The organism is Mucilaginibacter sp. P4_D1 (genome assembly GCF_056401935.1).
The window spans coordinates 416286-429782 of sequence record NZ_JBFUIJ010000001.1; the positions used below are offsets into that span (position 1 = coordinate 416286).

Annotated in this window: 11 protein-coding genes; 7 read left to right on the top strand and 4 right to left on the bottom strand. The window is 42.1% G+C overall.

Features of this window, described 5'->3' with window-relative positions:
- Window positions 1-144 precede the first annotated feature (144 nt).
- Window positions 145-744: a GIN domain-containing protein gene (locus AC1DV1_RS01710; protein WP_477354269.1), complete on the top strand. Its 600-nt coding sequence runs from the start codon at window positions 145-147 to the stop codon at window positions 742-744.
- A 186-nt stretch (window positions 745-930) separates the two neighbouring features.
- Window positions 931-1818 (top strand): universal stress protein, encoded by an 888-nt coding sequence (locus tag AC1DV1_RS01715; protein ID WP_477354272.1) that lies wholly within the window; start codon window positions 931-933, stop codon window positions 1816-1818.
- A 174-nt stretch (window positions 1819-1992) separates the two neighbouring features.
- Here the strand turns inward: AC1DV1_RS01715 and AC1DV1_RS01720 are convergent, their stop codons facing one another.
- Window positions 1993-2154, bottom strand: coding sequence for a hypothetical protein (locus AC1DV1_RS01720; protein WP_477354275.1), 162 nt, complete (start codon window positions 2152-2154; stop codon window positions 1993-1995).
- A 45-nt stretch (window positions 2155-2199) separates the two neighbouring features.
- Here AC1DV1_RS01720 and AC1DV1_RS01725 point away from each other — a divergent pair, with 45 nt between their 5' ends.
- Window positions 2200-3219, top strand: coding sequence for a sensor histidine kinase (locus tag AC1DV1_RS01725; protein ID WP_477354278.1), 1020 nt, complete (start codon window positions 2200-2202; stop codon window positions 3217-3219).
- On the top strand, window positions 3216-3926 hold the full coding sequence (locus AC1DV1_RS01730; protein ID WP_477354282.1) for a LytR/AlgR family response regulator transcription factor: 711 nt from the start codon (window positions 3216-3218) through the stop codon (window positions 3924-3926). Before AC1DV1_RS01725 ends, AC1DV1_RS01730 begins: the two co-directional genes overlap by 4 nt.
- Window positions 3927-3995: 69 nt before the next feature.
- On the opposite strand, the gene AC1DV1_RS01735 is transcribed toward AC1DV1_RS01730, so the two are convergent.
- Genes AC1DV1_RS01735 through AC1DV1_RS01745 form a run of 3 tightly spaced genes read right to left on the bottom strand, consistent with a single transcriptional unit; the run spans window position 3996 to window position 9999 of the window.
- Window positions 3996-5687 (bottom strand): glycoside hydrolase family 26 protein, encoded by a 1692-nt coding sequence (locus AC1DV1_RS01735; RefSeq protein WP_477354285.1) that lies wholly within the window; start codon window positions 5685-5687, stop codon window positions 3996-3998.
- Window positions 5688-5692: 5 nt separating this feature from the next.
- Window positions 5693-8677, bottom strand: coding sequence for a glycosyltransferase family 2 protein (locus AC1DV1_RS01740; protein WP_477354288.1), 2985 nt, complete (start codon window positions 8675-8677; stop codon window positions 5693-5695).
- Complete coding sequence (locus AC1DV1_RS01745) at window positions 8674-9999, bottom strand: glycoside hydrolase family 2 TIM barrel-domain containing protein (RefSeq protein ID WP_477354291.1); 1326 nt, start codon at window positions 9997-9999, stop codon at window positions 8674-8676. The genes AC1DV1_RS01740 and AC1DV1_RS01745 overlap by 4 nt, the downstream gene beginning before the upstream one ends.
- 269 nt (window positions 10000-10268) lie before the next feature.
- Here AC1DV1_RS01745 and upp point away from each other — a divergent pair, with 269 nt between their 5' ends.
- From upp to AC1DV1_RS01760, 3 genes are all read left to right on the top strand, one after another.
- Window positions 10269-10913: a uracil phosphoribosyltransferase gene (gene upp / locus AC1DV1_RS01750; RefSeq protein WP_477354294.1), complete on the top strand. Its 645-nt coding sequence runs from the start codon at window positions 10269-10271 to the stop codon at window positions 10911-10913.
- Window positions 10914-11027: 114 nt separating this feature from the next.
- Window positions 11028-11597: a hypothetical protein gene (locus AC1DV1_RS01755; protein WP_477354297.1), complete on the top strand. Its 570-nt coding sequence runs from the start codon at window positions 11028-11030 to the stop codon at window positions 11595-11597.
- A gap of 120 nt (window positions 11598-11717) precedes the next feature.
- Entirely contained in the window at window positions 11718-13292 is a 1575-nt protein-coding gene (locus AC1DV1_RS01760) for a Na+/H+ antiporter (RefSeq protein ID WP_477354300.1), read from the top strand.
- Window positions 13293-13497: the final 205 nt, after the last annotated feature.

Sequence of the window (13497 nt, forward strand, 5' to 3'; positions counted from 1 at the left end):
ATCACACCTTTGCAGTGGAAAACAGGACACCAATATATAACCCCACAGGGCGACAATATCGGGTTAAAATTGGCCCCGTTTTTTGGTTGCATTCATAGGTAAGCAATGCAATTAATTAACAATTACAATTAAAAAAATACAAAAATGAAAACCAAAATTTTATCCGTAATCACAATGTTTGTTGTTGTGTTAGGATTAACACAATCAACCTACGCCAAGTCACTAACAATTGATGCCTTCACTGTATTAAATGATATCAGCACCATCAATAAAATAGAAGTTCATGGTAATGTAGAGTTATACATCTCTGATGCCACCCGCGACCAGGTAAAAGTTTACAATAAATACTATGCCGAACGTGCTTTGGTGCAAACCAAAAATGGCGTATTAAGCATTGCCTCTTATACCACCGAAAAACTGGTAGTTTGGGTAAGCGCTGCCGACCTGCGTTCAGTTTCGGTATTTGATAACTCATCCGTAACATCATTCGGTAAACTGTCAAAAATTGAATTTAACGTTGATTTACATAACAACGCGGTAGCTAGTTTAAACTTAGATGCTTTTAGCACTACCTTAACTGTAAAAGATAACGCGACAGCAGATTTAAAAGGCGCAACACAAGAATTAAACCTTAACAGGGCAATTCAGTCGAATGTTAAAAGCAGCAACTTTGCTGTAACCCATTTAGTTGAAAACAAAGCCATTTTAGCCGCCGGTATGGGCCGTAGCGTAATTGGCATATAAGCCCGACTTTTGCAAAAGTCCATCATATATTACGGGAGCTATCTGCTAAGCAGGTAGCTTTTTTTGTTTCAGGGCTTTTGCTTTATAGCAGATATTGATTGAGGACAAGCTTTTAAGTGACGGGGCTCATTTTTTGGCCCAACGCTTTTACCCAACTTTATAATATCTTATTAAAGTTGAGTCATCATGAAAACTATAGCCGTACTTATCGATTTTTCTGAGCGTTCAGAGCATATAGCCAAATATGCCCTGCACCTGGCCAAAAAAATAAAAGCAGATGTTTTGCTGTTTAATGCATTCCTGGTGCCGGCAGATGTACCCATGGCTGCCGCCCAGTTGGCCTGGCCCGTTTACGAGTACGAAGAAATAAAAAAAGATGCGGAAAAAACTTTAAAGAAGTTATGCGATAAGCTAAAACACGGCCTGCACGAAAGGCCTTTGCCAGGTGCGTTTATGCCCGCAATTAGCTGCCGATGCGAAGAAGGCCCGGTTGTAAACACCCTGGCAGCCCTTGAGCAAGATAAAAGCATTGTGCTGCTGGTTGCAGGTACCCATGGGGCCGACAACGTATCTACATTTGTGTTAGGTAATAATTGTCGCGAACTTATTGACGATACCAAACTCCCTTTACTGCTGATTCCTGAAAATGCCGCGATCAAACATATTGAAAGACTCATTTTTGCGAGCGACCTTGATCCCAACGATGTTAAATATATAAATGCGGTAGCCGGCCTGGCGCATCAATATGCTGCCAACATAGTGATAGGCAATGTGAACCCCGAGTTGCCTGCCGATACCAAACATAACAAAGCAGAAAATTCGTTTATGCAGGAGGTGGTACTTAAGGTTGATTATAAACGTATTAGTTACCGTAATTTTCCTAACGAAGATGTGAAAAAAGGATTGGCCGGGGTACTGGAAACCGAAAAGCCGGATATGCTGGTGATGGTTCACCGGAGAAGCAACCTGCTTGATTTCTTTCTTAAATCGAGCGTTACTAAAAAAATTGCTGCAAATACAACAGTTCCCTTGTTGGTTTATCCATACCCGATGGATTCAGTTCCTGAATTTTAGGCTTATCACGTACCTGTACAGGCATGAAAATAAATAAACAATGGCACCTGGATAATCCGATGCCTAAAAACCCAACCTTCGATGAGCGCGTGGACTGGCACCTGCAGCATCAAAAAAATTGTGCATGTAGGCCAATTCCGGCAAAATTAGCCTCGGAAATGATTGACCGGGGAATTAGATTGTAGCTCCCGGTTCCTGAATACCCACCCGGTTATCTGAATTTTTGCTGTAATTATCGTGGAAAATACCCCAACGGTGTAAAACAGTACCCGAAAACAAAAAAGGTTGGTATTTTTGAATAGAGCAACCTGCATACATTAAGAATAAGTAATTCATAATGCTGCCTGCTGGTTCCTTAATTTAAAAAAACGGGGAAATTTGATGGAAATATCCAGGTACAAACCGGGCATTATTCAGCTCCAGGTGTTGATATGGGCGGCCGTACTGCTGTTAATTTTCTTTTCGTTGTTGCCGATGGATGGTTTGCCTAAATCGGTTATCTATACGGTAGTCAACACAACATCGTATGCCATTATTATTTATGGCAACATCCTTATCTTATACCCTGTATTTTATCAGAAGGGAAAATTTGTTTGGTATGGTATCCTGGTGATAATTTTCCTGTTGTTTATGGGGATTTTGCGGGGTTACCTATTAATAACCTTGTACCAGCATTATGCATTAATGAAAACAGGGCAACTAAGTTTGCCCACACTGCTTGGCTATGTTCCCGGCGGTATACTCATCTATGTTCTCAGCCTGATTTTTCGGATATCCATTGCCTATTTTGCCCTGAAACAACAAACAGAAGAAATAATGCTGCAAAAAAGCCAGGCCGAGCTTAATTTGCTTAAATCGCAGGTGCAGCCGCACTTTCTGTTCAATACGTTAAATAACATTTATTACAAAGTGTATAAGGTTGATCCGATATCGGCCGGTTTAATAGAGCGGCTATCGGATATCATGCGCTATTTTGTTGACGAAAGCCCCAAAGATGTAGTACCTGTAAACACCGAAGTTGCGTTTATTGAAAATTATATGGAACTCGAAAAAATCCGGATAAGGCACGGCGCTACCATTAACTTCGAGAAGGCATATAACCCCGAACTGCGTATTCCGCCTATGTTGCTCATGACCTTTGTTGAAAATGTTTTCAAACATGGGATCGATAAGTCGCTCTTGCAAAATGAGGTGAATATTTCGCTGGTCCAAAAAGATGGTTATTTGATTTTTAAAACCAGCAATCGTACAATTATATCAACAGCAACCGGGCCATCAAAGGGATTTGGGATAGCCAATTTAACAAAAAGGCTCACCATGTTATATGGTGCGGATTTTGAGCTGACTATTGATACCGGTGCTGGGTTATACACCGCATTGCTAAAAATACCGCTCCAATGAATTTAAGCTGCATTATTATTGATGACGAACCAGACGCGGTTGACCTGCTGGAGTTGCTGATAAAACAAAGCACCCAGTGGCAGTTAAACGCTAAATGCTATAACGCTTTGGAAGCGCTTGCGTTTTTAAAAACAAACCAGGTTGATTTTATTTTTTTGGATATTAATATGCCGCAACTCACCGGTATGGAGTTGGCTACCCTGTTGCCAACCCGAACCAAAATTGTTTTCACCACAGCTTATTCAGAATATGCTGCGGAAAGCTACATCTTTAACACCGTCGACTACCTGCTGAAACCCATTACCCTAAAACGATTCCTGTCATCGGTACAAAAAATAGAAGCTTATTTTGCAAAACACCAACCAGAGCAAGCACAGGATGCAGCGCAGGCCCATGATTTATTTTTTGTAAAATCGGGTAAAACATTACGGAAGATAATGTTAAGAGATATCCTGTATTTTGAAGGCGAAAAGGATTATGTAAGGCTGGTAACCAGCCACGAGCAATTGCTGATATACCGCCGGTTAAAAGATATTGAAGAGCAGCTTAACCCGCCATTTATCAGGGTTCATAATTCCTATATCATCAATTATGAACAGCTTAGTAAAATTGAAGATAACCACATTTATATTGCCGATAAACGAATCCCTGTCAGCGAAAAATTTAGGGATGGGTTTATGGATATCATTAATAAAAAGAAATTCTGAAATGGCCTGAATGCCGGGCAAGCTTACGCCTGTTTTCCGGCAATAGCCTGTCAATATATCCGCTTTACATTACTGCTTCAACAGGCTGCAAAATTTGGACATAGATTTGGGTGTCATACTCCAGTCGGGGGCTTTAATGCTGCCCCAGGCTTTGGGGTTATCATACAAGTTAAAGTAGCACACGCCAAAAACATGCGGATTGGCATTTATTGTTTTGGCGGCGTCGGCAAGCCACTTGTCCTGAAAATCCTCTGATCCTTTAACGCCAAACTCAGTTATAAATAAAGGCCTATCCAAAAATCTCATCCGGAAATACTTTCGGCTAAAGATGTTGCTGAAGGCTTCCTGCTTATCCTGGTCGGTTATGTTTTTATCGGGCAGCCCATAAATGGCAATACTTATATAATCAACCACGTCGCTGCCGGGCCAAAAATCAGCCGATCCCCTGTCGCCCGCAGGGCCCCAAACTTTTTTTACATTTTTGCCCGGGCCGCCGTTAAACTGCATAAAATAACGGTAAGCAGCAATATAGGTAACCGGGTCCTGGCTTTGCCATGCATATCGGTGAATAGGGATCTCCATTTCGTGCATCCACCGCAAATAAACCGTTTGATTGGTTGCCGAAATGATGCTGAATAATTTTTTGATCTGCTGGTCAAATGTACCATTCAATATCCTCTCCAGTGTAAGCGTATCCGCTTTGTGGGCAACATCTTTCCAGGGCTCCATAGTAACAATAACATCATGGTGGCGGCCGGTAACCTCCAAAAAGCTTTTTTTAAATTCGCCGCGTTCTACTTGTCCCAAATCGGTAAATAAATGTTCAACGCTGATGGCTTTTTGATTAAGCAATCGTTTATTCGGATCGAAAACGCCAACCTGGAGTACTTTCCTGATGGGCTTTGTTTTGCAGCTATCGGCGTAATTGCTATCCGAATATACCGTTTGTCGGTATTTGTTAATGTAGGCCTTCTCCTCGGCCAGCCACGATGCATTGAAAGCGCCTTTGGTAATATTCCAAACATCCACAATTAAAACCGGCTTATTAATAAACCGCATGCGGTGCAATTTCTGCCTCATCATCTCCTGTGGTGTTTTCACCATCGGGAAATAATTAAGGCTATATTCAGATGGGCTGCCAAGGGTGATGCTTACATAATCAACATTTTTGCTTCCGGGCCAATATTCGGTATCGCCAGGATAGCCGGATGGGCTCCACACTACTTTAGCGTTGGGCGCATACTGCTTTAGCTTTTTTGCAAAATAATTGAAAGCGGTAATGTACGATGCCGGCGATTGATATTGCCAGGGATAAAAATTTGTGGGCACCTCCATATCCGGGTTCCAACGGATGTATGCCTGGTGTGGTGCTTTTACAATGATGGATGCTAATTCGCGTATCTGGTCGTCAAATTTCCCCTTTTTTAACTCTATTAAAACATCAGTATTATAGTTTACGCCCGATAGCCAGGTTTCAACAGTTAACATTACATTGTGTTTTGCCAGTTCATTTTCAATATCCCCCTTGTCCGACCATAGCGCGTTGTTTCGCCAAACTGCCTTATATGCCACCACGCTACCCGGCTGCAAATCGCTGCCCGGATTGTCAGCGTTAAAAACGGCAAGTAAACGATCATCGGCCGGGTAATAAATGTTAAGATAATAGGAGCGATACAGCGGGTTAAGCAGCCAGAGCGCCACCGCCAGCAATACAATGCCCAAACCAATAAATAAATAACGTTTTGAACGGGTACTTTTCAAGGTTGTTAATTTTTAAGTGGAGTATTTAATGTAACATAATCATCATTAACATTGGTGCCGTTTACAGCCACCATGTATAAACGGTAGCTGTTGTTATTTGGCGGTATATTAACATAAACGGTGGGGCCTTCGCCAACTTTGCTCATATTAGTAGCTGTGCCAAGCGCATTGGTTTTAACCAGGTACCATTCAAAACGCAGGTTGGTTTTTAAAAAAGTGGCAATATTCCATTTATCATACGCATATACCAACGCGCTATATGGCAATAAGGCGCCTGTGGTAGTTGTTAATGCAGGTCTTAAAATTCTTACCGGTGGTAAATCATTACCAGGTATTTTACCGTGCCAGGTTGCGCTTATTTGATACAAATAAGGCTTGTTGCGCCCCCATACATCTTTCAACCCGTCAAAAGTGGTAACCGAACCGCTTTGCTGGTCCTGCCAACTGGCATAAAAAACACCTGTTCGCGGCCATACGGCTTTTTGTAAACCTTTTGGATTTACATTACTCATAAAGTAAGGGGCGCCGATACCGGTGGTAACATATTTTAACGATTGCTTATCCTTAACAATAAGGCCAAAAGCATCTATGGCTGGTATTTGGGCGTGCAGTAAATTTACGGTGGTTGCCAATTCAGGTACCGACAATACATCAAACGTTACGGGCCGTGCCGGATCTGCAAGTTTAATATCGTTAATCAAATGTTTTAACCACCTGATGTAGCGGTACTGGGCGTAAAATAATTGCGGCGCATGATAAAAACGGTTTAATTGCTGGTAGCTGTAATTGGCCAAATTCCAGGCGGTGATACTGGTATTGGTTTTGTTTTTATTTACGGTTTTTAAAATGAGCGAGGCTACGTCGTTTAAATTGTCAGCGTCATCAATAAAGTTTTGGGCATCGGGTATCCAAAAACTATAATGAATTTTAAGCCCATGTTGCGCGGCAGCATCAAAAGTAGAGTGATCGTAAATATTGGGCCCGTATATTTTTACGGTATTTACACCAGCCTTACGCATCTCGTCAAAATCATTGACGATTATATTTTTTGTGAGCGGCGATATGTTTTTATACCAATAGTGGCCCTTTGGATAAATAACGCCCTGAACATCCGTAAATACACGGGGATTTAACAGGATGTTCTTCACTTCGGCAAGCCTGTCGTTTTCGGCTTTAACGCTATCTGTAGATGCAGCCGGCCTTGCAACGGGGGCGTACAACCTGTTTTGATTAACAACTTGCCATAAACCGGCGGTATCGGTGGTAGTATTTTTAATAATGGAGTTTTCGCCGTTATGCACTCCTTCAAAGTTGATATTACCCATGCCGGCATCATCATCGTTACCCTTACTTGATACGTAAATGCTGATGCAGATAACAAGTACCGTAAGTATCATGCTTACTTTTCGTACGCCGGTATAAATCTTTCGTCTTAGCAGCCAAAAATATTTTTTTCCGGTTTTTACGTTACTTGCAATATTGAACATGGTGCTATGGTTGCCCAAATACATCTGTAGCTTAAGCTCAGAACTGGCTATCAGCATAAATACCATAAACATGCAATTCAACAACGCAATTGCCGACATGAAAAATGTAAACGGGCTCCAGTCGGTATAAAGGCCATAAGCTATGGCCGCCAGTGACACCACCAGCACGCCAATGTTAGGCAGGTTGTTTTTTAAATTTTTCTCGTCCTTAACATCTTTAGGGGTCGGGATGTACGGAACATTTTTTCGGATGATGGTGTATACAAAACCTAATATAAAAATCCACCAGGTGCCGATGAGTAACAGCCCGCCCACTAAATGGAAGCCCCTTTCGTTATCCTCCATTACCCATTCCTGCACAAAGTGCCGTATTAAAACAACCGATGTAATAAAAGGAATGCTGATGACCAAAAATTCCGAAAAGTCCATTTTTAACGGATACACATCCATGAACAGCGATAAAACGGGGATAGAAAAATTGATTAAAAATATAAAACCCGATAAGTAAAAAAGGGGCAGCAACCCGTAATGAATTTTTTGCCGCCAGGTAAATTTTGTAAACAGCTTTACATATGAAGTAACCAGTAGTTCGAAAACCCCGCGCGACCATTTTATTTGCTGCTTATAATAAGCTGATAAGGTAGCAGGCACCAGGCCGCGGGCAAGTACCTGCGGCACATAAACAGATTTCCATTGTTTGGCGTGCAATTGCATGGCGGTATGCATATCCTCGGCCAGTCCCGCGGCATGGCCGCCTATTGACTCCAGCGCGGTACGCCTGAAGGTACAATTGGCACCGATAGCCTGGGCGGTACCATAGCTGTTCATGCACATCATCATTGGGCCGTAAAAATGGTAGGTTTGTTGCGCCGCACCCTTTGCAATCCAGCCAATGCGTTGGTTATAATACGCCTGTACTACCTGCACATATCCTATTTCGGGATTATCAAAATGCGCCACAATAGGATCAAGAAATTCGGGGAAAGGTACATGGTCGGGATCAAGCACCAGGCACAACTCGCCTGATGATTGCGCCAAAGCATTATTGATATTACCTGCCTTGGCATTTATTTTTTTAATACGGGTAACGTGGTGTACCCCCAATTCCTGGCACACCGACTTCAGGTACGGATCGTCGGCCTCATCGCATAAGTAAGTTTGATGCGGGTATGTTATATTTTGTATGGCGGTAAGCGTTTCTAAAATCATTTCGTAGGGCTCGCCCGCGCAAAATGTTGTAAAAACATCTACCGTATATTGCCTGGTAACCGGCGGCGTAGCCGGTACGCTGATAGACCAATAGTGGTACCACTCATAAATTACTTTAAAAAAGGTATAAACAAATGTTACAATAAGTAACCAGTAAAGGGGCTTATAACCAATAACCGATTCGTGAAGCAAGCTATACATGAAAAAAAACATGCAGGCCAGCCCTATCACTATCATCAGCCTTAAATTAAGCAGCTGCTTTTTTGAAGGTGGTTTTATATTACTACTATTCATGGATTATACAGCACATAAAAAGGGACATTAGCAGTTGCAAAATAGCCGTTATTGTTATAAACATACACGTATAAGCGATATGGACCCTCGGTTTCAGGTACTTTAAATTTAACTATCGGCCCGTTATTTTCTGTAATTGCGTTTTTGATATCCTTTAGCGGCTTATCTCTGAAAGTGCCATTCGGCTTAAACCAATCCTCGGCAAACAGCTGCCATTTATAAGTTAGTTTAGCAGTGCCAGGCTCATTCATATATGCAATAGCGAAAGAGGTGGTTTTGGGGCTAAGCAAAATATTATCGCGCCCGCCTTTATTCTCCACCAGCATGTATTTTATATCCGGCGCTTTTACAGGCGGTTTTTTGCCCGTCCACAAGTATTGCATGGTGTTAACTATTTCGGTTTGCCCGCCATGCTCATCAAAAAGGCTAAACCAGGTTGGTGTAAGCTCCTGTTTTTGCCCCCAATAAAAAACCATCGAACCTAAAAATCGCGGGTTATCAACCGGCATATAGTTACGATAGGTGGCTAAATATTGTTCTGCTTTTTTTGTACTGGTATTTTCTACATATGCACCCCATACATTTTGGCTGGCTGCCACCCAGGGGCCTTCAACAGACCACTCGGTTATTAAAAACGGACCGCTCCAAAGCCATTTAAAATCCTGCAGGTCCTGTTTTAAAGTTTGTATCGAACCAAAAATATTGAAAGATATAAAATCAATTTTTGTACGGTACCTGATATTAAATATGTTTGGTTTTTGGAAACTCATCACAGTTGTAGTAACCGGATGCTGTGGGTCATTATGGTGAATAATATCAACAAGGTTATTAAAAACAGTGTAAAACTGGTTAAAACGGGGGCGGTAAGGGAATGTAAGTTCGTTACCCAGGCACCAGCACAAAAGCGCCGGATGGTTTTTATATTTATTAATTAGGGCGGTAATTTTTTTTGTAAAAACAAGCGCCTGCGGGGTATTGTAAAACTCATCCATGCTCAGGCTGGGCGGCATCGGCAAACCTACTATTACCGCTAAATTGTTGGCCTGTGCCGAATCTAATATATTAGCCAGGTGTACGGTGTCCCAAACCCTGATGGTATTGCCCCCCGCTTCTTTTAAACGTTTAAGATTAGTATAGCCTGATGCCCCTTTTACTAAAAAAGGCTGGCCTTGGCGGTATAAGGTATATCTGCCGTTTTCATTTTTAATGTAAACAGTTTTGTTGGTATCGTTTACCGGTTGCGCCTTATTACAGGCAAGGGAAAAGAAACATGATATTAAAATAAAATAAGTGACGACTAATCTGAAAGAGTAAAATTTCATAAATTTTAAGCCAATTCGCTCACAAAATGGGTTTTTGGTTAGTGTTTAAGGTTGATTTTAGACGTTGTATTCTTGAAACTAAACATACAGCTTTTTACGGGATTTAACCGCTTTATGTTGTGATTGAGTTTTAGCTGCCCAATGGTTTTAAAAATTCAATGGCGGCCGGTACAAAGCCACAACCCGTTTTTAAATTAAACACTTTGTTACAAAACACTTACGCCAAAATAAATCAACCGGTTTTCATTCAAAATAACTTAAATTTAAACATGATTTTCGTCCTCAACAAAACCAACACTATTGCCAACCAGTTTTTGGCCGAATTGCGCGATACGGAAATTCAGCAGGATAAGGCCCGCTTTAGGCGCAACCAGGAAAAACTGGGCGAAATTTTGGCCTATGAGCTGAGTAAAACCCTGCATTACCAACCCAAAGAAGTACAAACCCCTTTGGGCATAGCCAACATCAATACTCCTGCCGACCAGCCCGTGTTAGGTACCATCCTGCGGGCCGGGCTGCCATTTCACCAGGGTTTTATGCATTTTTTCGATCAATCCGAATCGGCATTTATAACCGCCTATCGTAAGGTAAAAAGGGGAGGATCGTTCCTGATCCAGGTAGACCATATCTCGACCCCGAATCTGGACGGTAAAGTCCTCATCCTGTGCGATACCATGCTGGCCACCGGCCAAAGCCTGGTATCTGTTTGTAAGGAGCTGATGGCGCAATATAACATTAAAGAGCTGCACATAGCCGCCGTAATTGCCAGCACGGTAGGCATAGCGCATGTACGTGCTAACCTGCCCAAAGCCAAACTATGGGTATGTGCCATTGATGAGGAAATGACCAGCAAAGCCTATATTGTACCCGGCCTGGGCGATGCCGGCGACCTTGCGTTTGGCGAGAAGGTTTAGGGGGATTTCGGAAATAGGATTTTCGATGTCGGGTTTAATAAATTTCAGAATAATTTGCAGATACTAATTGTGGATTAAAAAGGTTTATAAGACAGGTAATTAACCCGACTTTTGATGCTACTTCGATTTTCAGAGCAAATAATAAATAACTTTTTAGTGCCGTCGTTTTCTTTGGCAAACGGCGAAATTGTTATTATTAGAATCCCAGAAGGAGAGTTTTTTTATCCGCTTAAGTTGGAGATAGTCAAAATGCTTACTGGAGAGGCTGTAAACGATAATGTTGAAATTGTTTCACCATTGCAATTTGTTGCAGATTTTGAAGAGTCTTATTTTCGATACCGCTTCTTTCCCACTACAATTGATAGCTATCACAATAAATATGCTAACAAGGCTAATCCGGTTTATAAAAATATCTATGGAACAGAAGGGATTACTCCGCAAACTAAGGTAAAAACTGTAGACAACACTTTGAGAAGACTCCTCTCACTTTATACCACATTATCGTGGACAAATAATATTGTTTTTCATTTGGCAGGCATTGGCCCCCAGGGAGGGCAGGATATTTATAGAATTGTTAAAACGATGGTAAACTCCGGAGGGGCCGCCATATTGATTGATCGTTGTGACGAATTTCAAAATGACTGCACAACGTTTATTAAGGCTAGGTCTCTTGATCGCATTTAGCTAAAGGGAGGTTGGAACAATAACTACAATGTCTATTTATTTTAATTTCTATACGGTAAACAGATTTGTAATTACATCCGCTTTTTTTATAAATTAGGCTGTAGTTTAATTCCTGTACAAATGCTGGACGATTTTCCTTTTTATTTATGCCTGGTTATCGTGATATTATTATTGATCATGCTGAGCAGGAAAATAAAAGTTGCCTACCCTGTTTTGCTGGTATTGGCCGGCTTGGGCATCAGTTTTATCCCGGGCCTGCCTACATTGCATATCGAATCGGAATTGATTTTTATTTTGTTCCTCCCTCCCTTATTATATGATGCTGCATGGCATATTTCATGGAAAGAACTTTGGCACTGGCGACGGATCATCGGAAGCTTTGCCTTCCTGGTTGTATTTTTTACTGCCCTGGCAGTAGCATTGGTTGTTAATTATTTTATCCCCGGCTTTACGCTGGCCCTCGGCTTTTTGTTAGGTGCAATAGTTTCGCCTCCGGATGCGGTAAGCGTGGGGGCTATTTTAAAATTTGTAAAGGTACCCAAGCGACTATCTTATGTTTTAGAGGGCGAAAGCCTTTTAAATGATGCATCCTCGCTCATCATTTTTCGCTTTGCGCTGATAGCGGTGGCAACCGGCAGTTTTGTTTGGCATCAGGCCGCTTTAAGCTTTGTGTGGATGCTGGCAGGCGGTACAGGCATCGGCCTTATTATAGGCTACATGTTTATGAAAACACATAAATACCTGCCAACTGATACCAATACAGATATTGCATTATCCCTGTTAACGCCCTATATCATGTACATAGCTGCCGAGGCCGTTCATAGCTCGGGCGTGCTGGCTGTAGTAAGTGGCGGTCTGCTGCTATCCAATTACCGGCTGCGTTACCTGAGCAGTAGTTCAAGGCTGGGTGGTTTAAACGTTTGGGACAGCCTTAGCTTTGTGCTCAATGGATTGGTATTTATGATCATCGGGCTCGATTTGCCCCAGATTACGGCCGGGCTCGAACGTGTGTCCATTGCTACAGCTATTGGTTATGGTTTATTGGTAACCGGGGTTTTAATTGCCGGGCGCATTTTATCAGCCTTCGCGGCCGTGCTGGTTACCCTGGTAGCCCGGAATTTTATAACTGTTGCCGATAGTAGAAATCCTGGTTTTAAGCTTCCTTTTTTGATTGGCTGGTCGGGTATGCGTGGCGTTGTGTCATTGGCATCAGCTTTATCCATACCGGTTTACCTGGCCAACGGATCGGCGTTTCCGCAACGGAACCTTATTTTGTTCATCACATTTATAGTCATATTAACCACCTTATTGCTGCAGGGTTTAACCTTGCCTTACCTGATCAGGAAACTGAATTTACCCGACCCCGATGAAGTGGCACCCGACGAAGAGGTTTACAACGATATCAGGAAACAGCTAAACCAGCATGCGCTGCTATATTTAAATTCAAACTGCTGCGAGCAAGTGAGCAGGCAGCCAATGCTTCAGCAAATGGCACTTAAGTGGCAAAATAACGATCAATCAGCTGATGGTTTATTGATGACAGAAGAATCTAAATCCGTTTACCGCGATGTGCTGAACCTGCAAAGGAAATGGCTGATCAACAAGAATAAGGAGGATGTGAACATCGACGAAGAAATCATCCGTCGGCACCTGTTATACCTTGACCTGGAGGAAGAAAAACTGCAGTTTATTTAGACTTCAATTATATCATAAAGCAGGTCGGCCTCTCCCTGCGAAAATCATTGCGTTTCTTCAGACCGCAACCATATTATACCAGTACCGGGAATCTTAAATGAGGTTACGTCTGATTGCGCGATATTCAGTTACATCGCGTCGTGACTTTTCTTTAGCCGAAATTTTTAACAAGAGATTACTTAAATGGCTTGTAAATTAAACAATT